Origin of the sequence: Delftia sp. K82, from assembly GCF_002193035.1 — a bacterium.
GTDB lineage: Bacteria > Pseudomonadota > Gammaproteobacteria > Burkholderiales > Burkholderiaceae_C > Comamonas > Comamonas acidovorans.
Window position 1 is genome coordinate 824,260 of record NZ_MYFL01000003.1, and the last position, 16,976, is coordinate 841,235.

At 67.5% G+C, this 16,976-nt stretch carries 13 protein-coding genes; 9 read left to right on the plus strand and 4 right to left on the minus strand.

Features of this window, described 5'->3' with window-relative positions; translation table 11 throughout:
* The 6 genes from KDK82_RS20615 to KDK82_RS20640 form a co-directional block, all read left to right on the plus strand.
* The coding region (locus KDK82_RS20615; protein ID WP_218827089.1) for an electron transfer flavoprotein subunit alpha/FixB family protein at positions 1–590 on the plus strand (590 nt) is incomplete at its 5' end.
* 125 nt (positions 591–715) lie between these two features.
* Positions 716–1,702 carry a tripartite tricarboxylate transporter substrate binding protein gene (locus KDK82_RS20620; protein WP_088166067.1) on the plus strand — a complete coding sequence of 329 codons (987 nt, stop codon included), beginning with the start codon at positions 716–718 and terminating at the stop codon, positions 1,700–1,702.
* 93 nt (positions 1,703–1,795) lie between these two features.
* Positions 1,796–3,340: a class I adenylate-forming enzyme family protein gene (locus tag KDK82_RS20625; RefSeq protein ID WP_088166068.1), complete on the plus strand. Its 1,545-nt coding sequence runs from the start codon at positions 1,796–1,798 to the stop codon at positions 3,338–3,340.
* 59 nt (positions 3,341–3,399) lie between these two features.
* The gene (locus KDK82_RS20630) at positions 3,400–4,170 is read left to right on the plus strand and encodes a class II aldolase/adducin family protein (protein WP_047326158.1); all 771 of its coding nucleotides are present in this window, start codon (positions 3,400–3,402) and stop codon (positions 4,168–4,170) included.
* Positions 4,171–4,355: 185 nt separating this feature from the next.
* Entirely contained in the window at positions 4,356–5,285 is a 930-nt protein-coding gene (locus KDK82_RS20635) for a glyoxylate/hydroxypyruvate reductase A (protein ID WP_088166069.1), read from the plus strand.
* 155 nt (positions 5,286–5,440) lie between these two features.
* The gene (locus tag KDK82_RS20640) at positions 5,441–6,436 is read left to right on the plus strand and encodes a tripartite tricarboxylate transporter substrate binding protein (protein WP_088166070.1); all 996 of its coding nucleotides are present in this window, start codon (positions 5,441–5,443) and stop codon (positions 6,434–6,436) included.
* A 428-nt stretch (positions 6,437–6,864) separates the two neighbouring features.
* Here the strand turns inward: KDK82_RS20640 and KDK82_RS20645 are convergent, their stop codons facing one another.
* Positions 6,865–7,134 (minus strand): hypothetical protein, encoded by a 270-nt coding sequence (locus KDK82_RS20645; protein ID WP_088166351.1) that lies wholly within the window; start codon positions 7,132–7,134, stop codon positions 6,865–6,867.
* Positions 7,135–7,660: 526 nt separating this feature from the next.
* Positions 7,661–8,680, minus strand: a complete 1,020-nt coding sequence (locus KDK82_RS20650; RefSeq protein ID WP_088166071.1) for a GlxA family transcriptional regulator — start codon at positions 8,678–8,680, stop codon at positions 7,661–7,663.
* A gap of 96 nt (positions 8,681–8,776) precedes the next feature.
* Here KDK82_RS20650 and KDK82_RS20655 point away from each other — a divergent pair, with 96 nt between their 5' ends.
* Positions 8,777–10,153: an amidohydrolase gene (locus KDK82_RS20655; RefSeq protein ID WP_071954393.1), complete on the plus strand. Its 1,377-nt coding sequence runs from the start codon at positions 8,777–8,779 to the stop codon at positions 10,151–10,153.
* 165 nt (positions 10,154–10,318) lie between these two features.
* Here the strand turns inward: KDK82_RS20655 and KDK82_RS20660 are convergent, their stop codons facing one another.
* Positions 10,319–10,888: a VUT family protein gene (locus KDK82_RS20660; RefSeq protein WP_034390445.1), complete on the minus strand. Its 570-nt coding sequence runs from the start codon at positions 10,886–10,888 to the stop codon at positions 10,319–10,321.
* Positions 10,885–12,669 (minus strand): NAD(P)/FAD-dependent oxidoreductase, encoded by a 1,785-nt coding sequence (locus KDK82_RS20665; protein ID WP_013804133.1) that lies wholly within the window; start codon positions 12,667–12,669, stop codon positions 10,885–10,887. The genes KDK82_RS20660 and KDK82_RS20665 overlap by 4 nt, the downstream gene beginning before the upstream one ends.
* A gap of 696 nt (positions 12,670–13,365) precedes the next feature.
* Between KDK82_RS20665 and KDK82_RS20670 the strand changes: the two genes are divergently transcribed.
* Both KDK82_RS20670 and KDK82_RS20675 read left to right on the plus strand, forming a co-directional pair.
* Entirely contained in the window at positions 13,366–15,192 is a 1,827-nt protein-coding gene (locus KDK82_RS20670; RefSeq protein ID WP_088166072.1) for a filamentous hemagglutinin N-terminal domain-containing protein, read from the plus strand.
* Positions 15,193–15,197: 5 nt separating this feature from the next.
* Complete coding sequence (locus KDK82_RS20675; protein ID WP_088166352.1) at positions 15,198–16,895, plus strand: ShlB/FhaC/HecB family hemolysin secretion/activation protein; 1,698 nt, start codon at positions 15,198–15,200, stop codon at positions 16,893–16,895.
* Positions 16,896–16,976: the final 81 nt, after the last annotated feature.

The following is a 16,976-nucleotide window of genomic DNA, read 5'->3' on the forward strand; positions in this document are numbered from 1 at the left end:
CCAAGGTGGACAGCGCCGACACTTTCGAGCGTCCAATCTACGCAGGCAACGCCATTGCCACGGTGCAAAGCAGCGACAAGATCAAGGTCATCACCGTGCGCGGCACGGGTTTTGACGCAGCGGCCACCACGGGCGGCAGCGCCCAGGTGGAGCAGTTGGCCGCCGCTGGCGACAACGGCAAGAGCAGCTTCGTGGGTCGCGAGGTCACCAAGAACGACCGCCCGGAACTGACGGCCGCCAAGATCATCGTCTCCGGCGGTCGCGCGCTGGGCAGCAGCGAGAAGTTCAACGAAGTCATGACCCCGCTGGCCGACAAGCTGGGCGCCGCCATCGGCGCTTCGCGCGCAGCGGTGGACGCAGGCTATGCGCCCAATGACCTGCAGGTCGGCCAGACCGGCAAGATCGTCGCGCCCCAGCTGTACATTGCGGCCGGTATTTCCGGCGCCATCCAGCACTTGGCCGGCATGAAGGACTCCAAGGTGATCGTGGCGATCAACAAGGACCCCGAGGCACCGATCTTCTCGGTGGCCGACTATGGCCTGGAGGCCGACCTGTTCCAGGCCGTGCCCGAGCTGGTGCAGTCGCTGTAAGAACGCAAGGCACCGCACCGGGAGGCGGTGCCAGCGGGCCCGGGTGAAGTATCCGGGCCCTGGCCAGAGCGGCACACAAGGCATGTGCCCCGGCCCCACCTGGTTCAGAGATGCAGGAGACAGATATGCAGATTTCCATGGGCCGCCGCAGCCTTGCGCTTGCGGCTGTTGTCTTTGTGGCCACCACGGGCGCCAGCGCACCGGCATGGGCCCAGGCCAGCGACTTTCCCACGCGCCCGATCACGCTGATCGTGCCCTTCCCCGCAGGCGGCTCCACCGACCGCCACATGCGCACCCTGGCCGACATCGCGGGCAAGCAGCTGGGCCAGGCCATCATCGTGGAGAACAAGCCCGGCGCGGGCGGCACGCTGGGCCCGGGCAACATGTCCCGCACGGCCAAGCCCGATGGCTACACCATCACCCAGTTCCCCATGTCCATGCTGCGCATGGCGCACATGCAGAAGACGGCCTGGAACCCGGTCACGGACTTCACCTACATCATCGGCGTCTCGGGCTACACCTTCGGCTTCACGGTGCGCTCGGACTCGCCCTACAAGAGCTTCAACGAGTACATTGCCGCCGCGCGCAAGAGCCCCGGCAAGATCGAGTACGGCTCCACCGGCATAGGCTCCTCGCCCCACCTGCTGATGGAGGAGCTGGCCGAGAACGCCAAGGTCACGCTCAACCACGTGCCCTTCAAGGGCAACGCCGACCTGCAGCAGGCCCTGCTGGGCGGCCACGTGGCCGCGCAAAGCGATGCCTCGGGCTGGGACACCTATGTGGATGGCGGCCAGATGCGCCTGCTCATGACCTTCGGCGAAAAGCGCACCCAGCGCTGGCCCGAGGTGCCCACGGCCAAGGAGCTGGGCTATGGCGTGGTCTCCACCTCGCCCTACGGACTGGCCGGCCCCAAGGGCATGGACCCGGCCGTGGTGCGCAAGCTGCACGACGCCTTCAAGAAAGCCATGGATGACCCGCGCCACATCGAGGTGCTCAAGCAGCTGAACCAGGACGCCTGGTACCGCTCCGGCGCCGACTATGCGCAGTGGGTGCGCGAGGCCTATGCCAAGGACAAGGTCCTGATCGACCGCCTGGGCCTGGCCGCCAAGTAGGCCTGTCCTCCAATGCGCCCGCAGGGCCAGGGGCTCGCGGGCGCAGTCCGCTTGAGATTCGTGAATACGTGAGTTCGTGAAACGGAGTCCCTCATGACTGTTTCCCTGCCTTCCCCCGATGCGCCCTTCACCACGCTGGCCGAGCTGATCCGCAGCCACGCGCGCCAGCAGCCGGCCCATGCCGCGCTGCGCGACGACCAGCAGACGCTGAGCTACGCGCAGCTTGACGCCCTCATGGACCGCGTGGCCGCCGCGCTGCAGCGCGACGGCGTGCAGCCTGGCCAGGCGATTGCCATCTGCGCGTTGAACTCGGTGCGCTATGCCGCCCTGTTCCTGGGCGCCTTGCGCGCGGGCGTGGTGGTTGCGCCGCTGGCGCCGTCCTCCACGGCCGACAGCCTGGCCTCCATGCTGCGCGATGCCCAGGCGCGCCACCTGTTCCTCGACAAGGCGGCCCAGGACCTGGTGCCTGCCGACGGCGCCCTGCAATGCATCTCGCTGGACGGTGCCGCGCCCGGCCGGGCCTTTGACGACTGGCTGGCGCCCGAAGGCGCGCAGCCCGCGCCCGTGAGCGTGGAGCCGGCCGCGCCGTTCAACATCATCTATTCCTCGGGCACCACGGGGGTTCCGAAGGGCATCGTGCAGTCGCACGGCATGCGCTGGGCCCACATCAACCGGGGCAGCGTCTACGGCTATGGCCCCGAGGGCACGACGCTGCTAGCCACGCCGCTGTACTCCAACACCACGCTGGTGGTGTTCTTCCCCACGCTGGGCAGCGGCGGCTGCGTGGTACTGATGCCTAAATTCGACGCGGCCCGCTACCTGCAGCTGGCCCAGCAGCACCGCGTCACCCACACCATGCTGGTGCCCGTGCAGTACCAGCGCATCATGGCGCTGCCGCAGTTCGGCGAGCATGACCTGTCCAGCTTCCGCGCCAAGTTCTGCACCAGCGCGCCGTTCCGGGCCGAGCTCAAGGCCGACGTGGTGGCGCGCTGGCCCGGCAGCCTGACCGAGTTCTACGGCATGACCGAAGGCGGCGGCACCTGCATCCTCGAAGCCCATCTGCACCAGGACAAGCTGCACACCGTGGGCAAGCCCGCCGAGGGCCATGACATCCGCCTCATCGACGAGGACGGCCGCGAGGTTGCCCCGGGCGAGGATGGCGAGGTCGTGGGCCATTCGGCCAGCATGATGACCGGCTACCACGGCCAGCCCGCCAAGACGCGCGAGGCCGAATGGTTCGACCCCACGGGCAAGCGCTTCATCCGCACGGGCGACGTGGGCCGCTTCGATGCCGATGGATTCCTCACCCTGTTCGACCGCCGCAAGGACATGATCATCAGCGGCGGCTTCAACATCTACCCCAGCGACCTGGAAACCCAGCTGCGCGCCCACCCGGCAGTGGACGACGTGGCCGTGGTCGGCGTGCCGTCCGAGCAATGGGGCGAGACGCCCGTGGCCTACGTGGTGTCGCGCGCGGGGCAGCCGGCCCTGCCCGAGGACATCATGGGCTGGTACAACCAGCGGGCCGGCAAGACCCAGCGCCTGGCGGACCTGCGCTTCATTGCCGAGCTGCCGCGCAGCGCCATCGGCAAGGTGCTCAAGCGCGAGCTGCGCGACCAGTACGCGACGGGGCGCTGAACCGGCGGATGCTTTCTCCAAACGATGTCCACCACGATGTCCACCAAGAGGTACACCCCATGAGCAACGACACCACGATGTCCGAGGTCCGCCGCCAGGTGACGGCCGAGGAATGGCAGACCCGCATCGAGCTGGCCGCCGCCTACCGGCTGGTCGCCCACTTCGGCTGGGACGACCTGATCTTCACCCACATCTCGGCGCGCGTGCCGGGCCAGCCCGACCAGTTCCTGATCAACCCCTACGGCATGCTGTTCGACGAGATCACCGCGTCCAGCCTGGTCAAGGTGGACCACGAGGGCCGGCCGCTGATGGAGACCGAGTACGACGTCAACCCGGCCGGCTTCGTCATCCACAGCGCCATCCACGACGGCCGTCCCGAGGTGCAGTGCGTGCTGCACACGCACACGCGCTACGGCGTGGCCGTCTCGGCGCAGAAGGAGGGGCTGCTGCCCATCTCCCAGCAGTCCATCTTCCCGCTGGCGCGCCTGGCCTACCACGACTATGAAGGCGTGGCCCTGCGCGACGACGAGAAGCCGCGCCTGGTCGATGACCTGGGCGCCAGCAACTTCCTCATCCTGCGCAACCACGGCCTGCTGACCTGCGGCCGCAACGTGGCCGAGGCCGTGCTGGCCATGTACACGCTGGAGTCGGCCTGCCGCATCCAGATCCTGGCGCAGTCGGGCGGCGGCGAGCTCACGCGCATCCCGCAGGACATCATTGCCGACGCGGTCAACCAGTCGCGCCAGGTCACCAAGGGCAAGGGCGCAGGCCTGGCCTGGCCCGGCCTGCTGCGCCGTCTTGATCGAATCGATCCTTCTTACAAGCAATAGCACCCCCTGAGTCGCTGCGCGCCTTCCCCCGTTGCACGGCGCCTCTCTACTCGCTGCGCGAGGGAGGGGGACGACACCCTCGCGGCGGGGCGGCGCGGCCGGCATAGGCCCTTGCTCGGTGTCCCGCGCTGGGGCTGCTGCCGTTTCGCAGGCAGCGAACAGTGCTCAGATTCATGGAGAAATCAATGGGAATTCTGGTCAACATCCATCCGAGCATGGGCGCGCCCATCATCGACTCGCTGCGCGCGCTGGCGCCCGGCGTGCAGGTCTGGGGCCACCGCGAAGAAGCGCCGGCCGACGCGGTCGAGGCCATGCTCGCCTGGAGCCTCAAGCCGGGCGTGCTGCCGGCCTATCCGGGCCTGAAGCTGCTGTGCGCGCCCAGCGCGGGCGTGGACAAGCTGCTGGCCGTGCCCGACCTGCCGGCCGGCCTGCCCGTGGCGCGCACCGTCGATCCGCAGCAGCATGTGGAGATCGCCCAGTACGTGGTGGGCACCGCGCTGCGCCACACGCGCGAGCTGGACCTGTTCGCGCGCCAGCAGCAGGCCGGCGACTGGCTGCGCCGCCCCGTGCGCGCCAGCGCAGACTGCCGCGTGGGCATCCTGGGCCTGGGCGAGGTCGGCCGCTTCGTGGCCGGCGCCATGCAGGCCATCGGCTACCCCGTCGCAGGCTGGAGCCGCAGCGCCAAGAGCATTGCAGGCCTGGCCACGCACAGCGGTGCCGAAGGTCTGAAGCAACTGCTGTCCATCAGCGACATCCTGGTCTGCGCCTTGCCGCTCACGCCCGAGACGCGCGACCTGCTGGACCGCCGCACCCTGTCCCAGCTGCCGCGCGGCGCCTACTTCATCAACGTGGGGCGCGGCGAGCAGGTGGTGGAAGACGACCTGCTGGCCTTGCTCGACGAAGACCATCTGGCCGGCGCCGCGCTGGACGTGCTGCGCGACGAGCCGCCCCAGCCCGGCAACAAGGTCTGGGGCCATCCCAAGGCCTTCGTCACGCCGCACATCGCGGCCCAGGCCTCGGCCGACACCGTGGCGCGCCAGTGCCTGGAGAACCTGCGCCGCCTGCGCGCGGGCGAGCCGCTGCTCAACCTTGTGGATGTGGCGCGGGGGTATTGAGCCTTGTTTTCCATCCGACGCTGCGCTGTTGCGTGGCGTTTTTTCATCGCCGGGCCGCCCCAAGATGAAAAGCGGCCCCCTTGGGGGGCAGCGGACCTTGCGCAGCAAGGGTAGCGTGGGGGCCATTTTTCAACTGAGAAGAATCCAGAGACACCATGCCTTCGACTTCCCGCCGCGGCTTTTTGCAATCGACCGCTGCCGCCGCTGCAGCAGCCACCACCGTGCTGGCTCCCTCGGCCTGGGCCCAGAGCCCCTGGCCCTCCAAGCCCATCCGCATCATCGTTCCCTACACGGCAGGCGGCTTCACCGACCAGATGGCGCGCCTGCTGCAGGCCGGCCTGCAAAAGGCCCTGGGCCAGCCCGTCATCGTGGAGAACAAGCCTGGCGCCAACAGCATCATCGGCGTGGACCAGATCGCCAAGGCCGCGCCGGACGGGCACACCTTCGGCGTGGTCATCGCGGCCTATGCGGCCAACACCACGCTCTATCCCAAGCTGCCCTACAACCCGAAGAAGGACCTGGTCGGCGTCTCGCTCATGGGCGTCTCGCCCCTGGTCGCTGCCGTGGCCATGAACGCGCCCTTCAAGACCACGCCCGAGCTGATCGCCTATGCCAAGGCCAATCCCGGCAAGGTGGGCTTCGGCTCCTCGGGCAGCGGCTCCAGCGCCCACCTGACCACCGAGCTGATGAAGCTGCTCACCAGGACGGACATGGTCCACGTGCCCTACAAGGGCGCCGCGCCTGCGCTGGCCGACCTCATGGGCGGCCAGATCCCACTGTTCCTGGACCCGCCGCCCAACCTCATCCAGCCCGCCAAGGCCGGCCGCATCCGCCTCATCGGCGTGGCCAGCGACAAGCGCCTGGCCGCGCTGCCCGACGTGCCCACCTTCGTGGAGCAGGGCTACGACGGCTTGCTGGGCAGCACCTGGGCGGCCATGATCGCGCCGGCCGGCGTGCCGCGCGAGATCGTGCAGCGCATGTCTGCCGAGGTGTCGCGCATCATCCGCAGTGCCGAGGTGTCGCAGCGGCTGGAGCAGGTGATGGGGACGTTTGCGGAGGGGTCCACGCCTGAGGAGTGCGATCGGTTCATTGCTGCCGAGACGGAGAAGTGGGGGAGGGTGATTCGGGAGGCGAAGGTGACGGTGGACTAGGTTTTGCTGGTCCGTTGACCCTTTTGTTCGTCGGTCTGTTTTTCTGTTTTTGCCCCTGCCGGGTGGTTGTTTTTCGAGGCCGGGTTTCGGCCCGGCGGCCGACCCGCTTTCTTGTCGCGCGACAAGAAAGCGGGGCAAAGAAGCGCGCCCCGAACTGCCCACGACCCTTCGCTTCGCTGCGGGCGACCTGCGTTGGGCGGGATGCGGGGTGCGCCGTGAAACTCGTTGCGCGCTGCGCGCTTCACTCAAACATCACGGCGAGCTAGACAACGAAGCAAGCCTGTCCTTCGGCAGGCTTGCCACCCCGCATCCCGCCCAACGCAGGCGTGGGCAGAAGGGGGGAGGCTGGGGGGCAGCCAACAGCCAGAAATACAAACAGCCGATGCGCATTGGTGCGCTCGGCTGTTTTCATGGAGTTGGGTGCGGCGTCAGGGTTCGGGCCTGGCGGTGTTGCGCAGGACGTGGATTTCGTCGTCCATGGAGGTGGCCAACCGTTCGGCGCTGTGCTGGATGGTGCGCAAGGCGCTGATCACCACATCCGGATCGCGCAGGCCTTCTGGCGTCTGCAGCCATGACTGCGCGAGCTGGGATAGTGCAGAGACCTCGTTGCAGCCTGATTGAACCATGGCGTTCATCTCGGCGACGGCCATGGTCAGTTGCGTGGTTCTGGCGCTGCTGGGTCGGAATTCCTGCTTCATGGCATGGCCCTCCATGTGAATGTGAGGGCGCTCTGAATCATCGGCGCTGTATGCATGGTTCCGTGCTCCTTTGAGAGACTTGAAACCACCAATCCGCGTTCTTACGCGCAGACAGGTGGACGGGATGTTAAGAACACGCTCAAAGCCGTGCGGACGCCCTTGCGGGTAGCCCCATCCCGTCCATAACCGTAGGGACGTGGGCGTACACCCACGATCCGGCAATGCAGACGTGACAAGGCCTCGTTAACGGGGAGGCCGCACCGCTTTGAGAAAAGGTGTTCTTACGCACCAGCCCCTGTACTGGGGGCCACTCGGAATGATAGAGGCTTTGAATGAAAGCGAGGCCAAAGTCCCAGGCCGAGCGCAGCGACCGCCACGACGCAGGTTGCCCGCAGCGAAGCGGAGGGTCGCGGACATTCGGGTCGCCTTCTTTGATCTGACCTCTCTTGGCGAATCAAGAAAGGGCAGTCGGCTGCCGGGCCGAGACCCGGCCTCGAAAAGACCCCCCCGGCAGGGGCAAAAACAATCAGGCAGCCCCCACCCTCCACCGCCTCCTGGGCGCCCTCAACGCATGCCTTTCCCGATAGGCAGCAGGCGCCATCCCCACATACCGCAAGAACACCCGCCGAAACGCCGAGGCATCCCCATACCCGCAGGCCAGCGCCACGGACGGCACGCTCTCCAGCGTGATCTCCAGCAGCACCCGGGCCCGTGCGCATCGCAGGCGGTGCAGGTGGTCCAGCGGGCTGTGGCCCAGTTCCTGCTGGAAGTGGCGCAGCAGGGTGCGCGGGCTGGTGGATGCCGCGTCCGCGAGGGCCTGCAGGTCATAGGGCTGCTCCACGCGCGCCTCCAGCCAGGCGATGGCATGGGCCAGCACGCTGTTGCGCGTGGCGGGAATGCGGCGGTCCTGCAGGGCGGCCCGGGTGGCGCGTTCACGCTGGGCATCGGGCTGCAGCACGGCGGCCAGCGCTGCGGCCAGGTCGTCGCCGAAGGCATGGCGTGTGAGCGCGACGGCCATGGGTGCCAGGGCCTCGGGGTGGGAGGCGCTGAGCCAGGGCCTGTCGTCCATGAAGGGCTGGCCCTCGGCCAGCTCGATGCCCGGGAAGTCCAGGCCAAAGCCGCCCATGAAATACCAGGGCAGGGCCACGCGCCGGCCCTGGCAGCGGCCGCCGGCTGCCGCAAACCAGGCGGCGCTGCCCAGCGTGCATACGGCCAGGCCCTGGTCGAAGGCCGTGGTGATGCGCCGGGTGAGGGCAGGATGCGCGGCGACGATGTCGCGGATGGAGGGAATGTCGGGGCAGTGCAGCGCGCTCACGAAGACGGCCTGCGCGGGTCCCTCGGCTGCCGCGCCTTCGGCCGCATGCGGCATGGCAGGCAGGGGACGGCCCTGGCCGTCGACCCAGCGCCAGCCAAAGCGCGGTGCGCGCCGGCCCAGGCGCAGGCTGGCGACCAGGTTGGCGCTGCGCAGCATCTCCACCAGGTGCGCGGCATGGCCGATGGCGCTGTGCTCCAGGCAGGGCAGCTCGATGATGAAGGCTCGGGGCATGGCGGTTCTGGCTCCTCGAATGGCGATTTTGACGTGCCCGTCATACGTGCTTCACTTTTAGCATGGCTGCTTGTGCCACTTTCCAGGACCACGAAGATGCTCCACACCAGCGCCGAGACAAAGCCTTCCTCCTTCCCGCGCACAGGCCTGCGCTCCATCGCCCTGGCCGGGCTGCTGGCCTGCGGCCTGCCACTGGCGGCCAGCGCCCAGGGGCTCGATGCACAGGGCCTGGCGGCCCTGGATGCCGCCATCCAGCCGCTGGCGCCCAAGATGGTGGATTGGCGCCGCGACATCCACCAGCACCCTGAACTGTCGGGGCAGGAAGAACGCACGGCCAAGCTGGTGGCCGATCACCTGCGCCGCCTGGGCATGGAGGTGCAGACCGGCGTGGGCGGCACGGGCGTGGTGGGCGTGCTGCGCGGCGGCCAGCCGGGCAAGACCGTGGCGCTGCGTGCCGACATGGATGCGCTGCCCGTGGCCGAGAAGACCGGCCTGCCCTTTGCCTCCAAGGCCAAGGCCCAGTACATGGGCAAGGAGGTTTCGGTCATGCATGCCTGCGGGCACGATGCCCACGTGGCCATGCTCATGGGCGCGGCCGAGGCGCTGGCCGGCATGCGCGCGAAGCTGCCCGGCACGGTGAAGTTCATCTTCCAGCCCGCCGAGGAAGGCGCCCCGGTGGAGGCCGATGCCCACGGCCATGTGCCCAGCTTTGGTGCCAAAGCCATGGTGGAGGCCGGCGTGCTCAAGGACGTGCAGGCCATCTACGGCCTGCACATCACGGCCAACCTGCCCTCGGGCATGGTGGGCTATCGCAGCGGGCCGCTGATGGCGGGTTCGGACAGCCTGAGCATCCAGGTCGAGGGCCGGGGCGGCCATGGCTCGTCGCCGTGGAATGCGGTCGATCCCATCGTCGCGGCCAGCCAGGTGGTGCTGGGCCTGCAGACCGTGGTCAGCCGCCAGCTCAACATCAGCCTGGAGCCGGCCGTGCTGACGATCGGCTCCATCCAGGGCGGCACGCGCTACAACATCATCCCGGACAACGTGGAGATGCAGGGCACGCTGCGCACCTTCGACGAGGACATGCGCCAGGAGGCGCACAAGCGCATCACCGCCACGGCCGAGCAGATCGCGGCCTCCAGCGGCGCCAAGGCCAAGGTGCGTTTCGGTCCCGTGGCCTATCCGGTGACCACCAACCCCGCCGCGCTGACCGAAGCCTCGCTGCCCGCGCTCAAGCTGGCCATGGGCGGCAAGGCCATGGTGATTCCCAAGGTCAGCGGCTCCGAGGATTTCTCGGAATTCCAGAAGGTGGTGCCGGGCTTCTTCTACTTCCTGGGCGCGCCGCCGGCAGGCCAGGACTTTGCCAAGGCACCGTCCAACCACTCGCCGCTGTTCGACATCGACGAGAAGCAACTGCCCACGGGCGCGCGTTCACTGGCCGCGCTGGCCGTGGACTACCTGCAGCGCAACCCATAGTTATTGGACTCCCCGGAGCGGCGGACGCCGCTTCCCGTTGCACGGCGTCCCCTCTCTCGCCGCGCGGGAGGGGGACGGCACCCTCGCTGCGGGGCGGCGCGGCCGGCGTAGGCCCTTGCTCGGTACCCCTGGCTTGAGATCGAGTCCGTGCGAACCGCGTCGGCTTTATTTGGCGCTAGCGATTGCCGATGGGCCTTTCCACCACCGGGCGATGGCGAGCCGGAAGGGCAGCAGCAGCGCCACGCCCAGCACCAGCTTGACGCCCAGGTCGCCCAGGGCCCAGGTCACCCAGGGCTCGGCGGCGCCTGCGAAGGCGATGCTCCAGAACAGGAAGGTGTCCAGGCAGGCGGCCAGCAGCGTGGCCACCAGGGGTGCACGCCACCAGCGGCCTGCACGCAGGCGGTGGAACACGCCGATGTCCAGCCACTGCGAGGCAATGAAGGCCGCGCCCGAGGCCAGCGCGATGCGCGGCGGCGCCAGCACCAGCGAGGCGGCAACGGCCACGGCAAAGCCCACCCAGGCCACGCGCCGGGCCTGCTGCGGGCCGAAGCTGCGGTTGACCAGCTCGCTCACCAGGAAGGCGAACGGATAGGTGATGGCACCCCAGGTCAGCCAGTCGTTGATGGCGTACTGCACCAGGATGTTGGACGACAGCACCACCACGCCCATGGCCGCAATGGCGGCCAGCAGCTGGGTGCGCGAGGGGGCGGCGAAACGGTGCGGACGCGGTGTCATGCTGCGCCACCGGAGCCGCGTGCGCCCGACGAGGGCAGGGGCAGCCCGAGGATGGCGCAGGCCACGGCCTCGCCCACCTTGACGCCGTCCACGCCGGCCGACAGGATGCCGCCCGCGTAGCTGGCGCCTTCGCCGGCCGGGTACAGGCCGCGCGTGTTCAGGCTGTGGAAGTCCGCGCCGCGCTCGATCTTCACGGGCGAGGAGGTGCGCGTTTCCACGCCGGTGAGCACGGCGTCGTGCATGTCGTAGCCGCGGATCTTCTTGCCGAAGGCGGGCAGCGCCTCGCGCATGGCCTCGATGGCGTAGGCCGGCAGCACGTGGTGCAGGTTGGTCAGCGTGATGCCGGGCTGGTAGGAGGGCTCGACCTCGCCCAGCGCGGCCGATTCCTTGCCCGCGATGAAGTCGCCCACCAGCTGGCCCGGCGCGTTGTAGTTGCGTCCGCCCAGCAGGTAGGCCTTGGTCTCCAGCTGGCGCTGCAGCACGATGCCCGACAGCGGGTGCAGCTCGCCGTCCTTGAGGTCTTCCACGCCATGGGTCTTGCCGTCGAAGGCCCAGGCAAAGCTCTTGGCATCGCGCGGATAGTCGGAGGGGTCGATGGCGCAGACCATGCCGGCGTTGGCATTGCGCTCGGCGCGCGAGTACTGGCTCATGCCGTTGGTGACCACGCGCTCGGGCTCGCTGGTGGCCGCCACCACGGTGCCGCCCGGGCACATGCAAAAGCTGTAGACCGCCCGCCCGTTGCTGGCGTGGTGCACCAGCTTGTAGTCGGCCGCGCCCAGCAGCGGGTGGCCGGCATGCCTGCCCCAGCGCGCCCGGTCGATCAGGCCCTGCGGATGCTCGATGCGAAAGCCCACCGAGAACGGCTTGGCCTCCATGTGCACGCCGCGTTCGTAGAACATGGCGAAGGTGTCGCGCGAGCTGTGGCCCAGGGCCATCACGGCATGGTCGGTCTCCAGCCACTGGCGCTCGCCGCTGTCCTGGTCCAGCACCTCCAGGGCGGTGAGATGGCGGTCCTCGCCCTCGCCCTCGATGCGCATGTCACACACGCGCTGGCCGAAGCGGATCTCACCGCCCAGGCGGATGATTTCCTCGCGGATGCCCTCGACCACCTTCACCAGCTTGAAGGTGCCGATGTGCGGGTGCGCGGCATAGAGGATCTCGGGCGGTGCGCCGTGGGTGACGAACTCCTGCATCACCTTGCGGCCCAGGTGGCGCGGGTCCTTGATCTGGCTGTAGAGCTTGCCGTCGGAGAAGGTGCCTGCGCCGCCTTCGCCGAACTGCACATTGGACTCGGGCACCAGCTCGCGCTTGCGCCACAGGCCCCAGGTGTCCTGGGTGCGCTCTCGCACCGAGCGGCCGCGCTCGATCACGATGGGCCTGAAGCCCATCTGCGCCAGCACCAGGGCCGCAAAGATGCCGCAGGGCCCGAAGCCCACCACCACGGGCCGGCGCTGCAGGTCGGCAGGCGCCTGGCCCACGGCATGCCAGCGCATGTCGGGCGTGGGGTTCACATGGGCATGGCTGGAGAACTGCTCCAGCAGTGCGGCTTCCTGGCTCTCGTCGGCCAGCGTCAGGTCCACGATGTAGACCGCCAGCAACTCGGACTTGCGCGCATCGAAGCTACGCTTGTGCACGTGCACGGAGGCAATGGCCTCCTCGGCAATGCCCAACTGGCGCGCGGCCAGGGCGCGCAGCGGCTCAAGGGGCAGATATTCGGTGTGGCTGTCGGGGTGGTATTGCACCGCCGACAGGGGCAGTTTCAGTTCAGAGACGCGGATCATGGCTTGTACCTATCAAGCAGAGGGCCGGCGATGGTAAGGCAAAGCAGCGCCCGGCACAGGCGGCGGCGGCTACATCCATGGAGCGTGCTCGGGTTCGCAAAGGCCAGGCGGGCGTGCGTGCGGGGCAGGCGGCCGGCGGGCCTGAAACACTGAAACACCAAGGGACTGGGACCGGGCCGCAAACCTTCGATGCATTGGCCCAGGCTTGCGGGAAATGCAAGGCATGCGAATGCATGTGCCCGATGACTGCAATAGTCGCTTTGCTGGTGGTATCAATAGCATGCCAATCAATAGGCGAACTCCTGATTCTTACCATGAGAATCAGAAAATTCCTAGAAGGAAAATCCCATTGTCAAAAAAGGTGTATTGGCTGAATCGGTGATTTCCTTGATCATTTGCTCCCTCCATCAGTTTCCTGCGGGCATAGCCGGAAGCTTTTGGGGCTTTTTCAAGAGAGGGTTGCCGGCAAGGGAAGCCATATGCGGGCAATGGAGTTCAACCAGATTGACATGCTGGCCTCAATTCCGGGTGCGCGGGTATTGAGGCTGGTTACGCCATATGAAAAAAACAATGGGAAGCGCCGCGCTCCGCGGCGCATTGGGAGTCATAGTCTGCGGGCTGGCAGGGGTGGGTACCGTCTGGTCGGAAGTGGTATCCCGGGTCACGGCCCTGCCAGATTCCGCCACGCGGGTGAACATGGGTGATGGTGGCCGCGTGCAGGTCACGCCGGCCCAGGTCACGGACGGTGTTTCATACAACGGCTTCAGCCAGTTCGATGTGGGCAAGGCTGGACTTACCTTCTTGAATGAGGGAGTCAAGGCGCGGACCATCGTGGCCGAGGTGTTTTCCGCTGCGCCCTCGCATATCACAGGAACCATCGATGTCAATGGCCCCCGCGCCAATCTGATTTTTGCGAATCAGAACGGCATCCGCGTCAATGGCGGCAGCTTTGTCAATTTCGGCAGCGTTGCGCTGACCACGGGCGCCGTGACGCTGCGCGATCAATTGCAGCCCTCGGGTTATGTCCAGCGGCTGGTGGATGTCCATACCAGGCAGGGCGAGATCGTGATTGGCGAGCAAGGGGTGTCAGGCAATCTGATCCGTCTGGAGATGATTGCCAAGAGCATTGCCCTGCAGGGTGCCGTCACCAACGAGTTCTCATCATCAAGCGCCCTGGTCCGCATGGTGGCCGGGGAATCCACGGCCCAGTTCGATACGGCGGCGTCGCCAACGGACAACTTGACGCCATGGGTCTACTACGAGGGAGGGAAGGCGCGCAGCACCGCATTGGCGGTGGACCTGAATGCGGATTCCAAGGTCACCTCCGGGCGTATCGAGATTCTGGTGACCGACCAGGGCGCCGGTGTGCGCAACCAGGGGCAGATGGTGGCCTCGGCCGGGGATTTCCGGCTGACCAGCACGGGACAGCTGGAGCAGATCGGCGGCAAGGTGCAGGCCCAGGGGCAGGTGGACATACGCTCCCGGGATATCGCGCTCGTTTCGCGCGGCGACGAGACCAGCCTGCTGGCGGCCGGCAGCCGTGTCCGCCTCCAGGCCGAAGGGGCCATCCGCAACCTGGGCGGCGAGATCTCCGGCCAGCAAGGCGTGGGCGAGGCAGAGGATGCCCATGCCGTCGTGCTCAAGGCCGGTGGCGGCATAGAGCACAGGACGCCCGTGGGGGCCGCGAAAGCCGCGCTGATCTTCGGCAGGGAAGGCTCCGTGCTGCTGGACAGCGGGCAGGGCGTGGATTCCATCAACGCACGCATCGTATCCAACAGCGATCTGGTCATTCGGGGAGCTGCGGATGTGCGCAACGAAAGCGTGCACATCGCCGGTGCCGGCCTGGAAGATTGGGCATCGCACAGCGTCTTCAAGCGCAGGAAAGGCTACAGCGTGGACATGGGCGAGCTGGCCGATCCTGCCAACCAGGCCTACTGGGTGGCGCAAGGCGATGTGCAGGTCAAGGCACGCAACTTCACCAACCTGGGCGGCCATGTGTTCTCCAACCAGGGCGGGATCAGGATAGAGGCAGACAACAACGTCCTGACCCAGGCGCACAGCATTGGCGGATTCGAGTACCGGCAAAGCTGCTTCCTGTTCGTCTGCAGGCGCACGGCCTCTTCCAACGAGGCGCTGGTGGGCGGGCAGATCATGGGTGCCGAATCGGTGGACATCCGTGCCGGCGGGCAGATCCTCAACGATGCCGGCCAGGTCTACGCAGGCAAGGGCATGACCCTGGAGGCTCCCGAGATCATCGCGCGAGGGCGCCCCGTGCATACCGTCATCCTGCGCGACAAGGGCCTCAAGGCCCTGTTCGGCGACACCTGGGCCAGGATCTATGCCACGGACCAGGGCGGCAGCTACACCGTCCAGCAAGGACGGCTGGTTCTGAAGGGGCTGGCATACCAGGACGGCGGGGTGTTGCAAGCCTCCGAAGGCGTGGACGGCGCCATCGAGGTGATTCGCAAGCCTTCCCGAGATGCGGTGCGCATCGAGGACCACCTCGGCATCTTCTGGTGGTGAACCGCATGAGCCACTGGATCTCCGCCGCGGGCATCTGCGCGCTGGCCCTCAGCCCGATGCTCGTCCATGCACAGTCCGTGTCTGCGCGCGACCCCAACGACCAGATCATCCGCGAGCAGCAGGAAAAACTGCGCGAGGAAATGCTGCGCCGCTCCGCACCCGCCAGCATTGAATTCGAGCAACCCGCTGCCGCAGCCGCAGGCATGGAAGACCGATTCCCCGAAGGCCTGCAGCCCCAGGGACCGGCCTTTCCCATTCATACCATCAGGCAAGACGGCATGGCGTTGCTGCCGGAGGCTGTCTTTGCCAGGGTCACCGCGCCCTTTGTCGGCCGCTCGATCGGGGTCGAACACATCAACGTGCTGCTGGAGCGTGTCAACCGGGCCCTGATCGCTGCGGGCTACACCACCTCGCGTGCCTACGTGGGCAACCAGAGCCTGCAGGAGGGCGTGCTGTCCCTCACCATCGTGCCGGGCCGCATCGAGCAATTGCTGTTCAACGGCACCCCCGTCGGTCCCGGCGACGATCAGGCGCTGGGCGTGCATCTGGCCCTTGCCATGAAGCAGGGCGACGTGCTGCGCCTGCGCGACATCGAGCAGTCGGTGGACCAGTTCAACCGCCTCAGGCGCAACAACGTGCAGGTGCAGATCCGCCCGGGCACGCAGCCGGGCGGCTCCATCGTCGAGTTCGTCAACCAGGCGGGCCAGGCCGCGCGCTACAACGTCTCGCTGGACAACCAGGGCGCGGCCGCCACCGGCCGCCTTCGCGTGCAGCTGGGCCTGGATGCCGGCAATGTGCTGGGCCTGATGGAGTCGCTGGGCGCCGGCCTGACCACCAGCACGGAAACCAACGCCCTGTATGGCACCTTCTCCGTGCCGCTGGGCTACGCCACGCTGTCGGCCATGGCTTCCGTGTCGGAATACCAGAACCTCATTGGCGACACCGCCCTGGTCCACGGCACATCGAAGACCTACACGCTGTCGCTGAGCCGCCTGCTGCAGCGCGACCAGAACAGCAAGACGGCCATGGACCTGAGCTTCTCGCACCGCAAGTCCGAGCGTTCCGTCAACAACATCTCGCTCAGCCCGCAGACCCAGGCCGTGCTGCGCCTGGGCATCAACCGCCTCACGCGCTTTCAGGCCGGCGAGGGGCTGGGCCAGTGGACGGTGGATGCGGGCATCTCGCGCGGCATGCCCTGGCTGGACACCAACCGCGACCCGGCCGACCTGCCCCGGGAGGCCGCCCGCTACCGGTTCACCAAGCTGGAGCTGTCGGCATCGGTGGAGCGGCCGTTGGGCAGCCTCCTGACCTGGCGCTCGCGTGCGTTGGGCCAATGGAGCCGGCATCCGTTGTACTCGTCCGAGCAGATCTTCGCCGGAGGCGTGGGCAGCGTGCGCGGATTTCCCGAATCGGCCGTTGGCGGCGACAAGGGCATGGTCTGGCGCAATGAATGGGCGTTGCAGCGGCCGCCCCAGATCCTGGGCGGGCAGATCCGCTACGAGCCTTACCTGTTTGTGGATGCGGCGCGGCTGTCCACCGTTGCAGACAGCCGTTCGCATGCCCTGGCCAGCGCGGGAGGCGGGCTGCGCATCGCCTTCGCGGGCGGCTTCGCCGAGCTGATCGCGGGCAAGCCGTTGCGCACACCCAGTGAAATGCCCAAGCCCGGCTGGCGTGTCAATGCCAGCCTGGCCTACCAGTTCTAGCGCTGTACCGCCCGCACAGGCGCACCGACCGCAAGACAGCAGCAACACAGAGACAGACAAGACAGAGCAATGAAGAGGGAG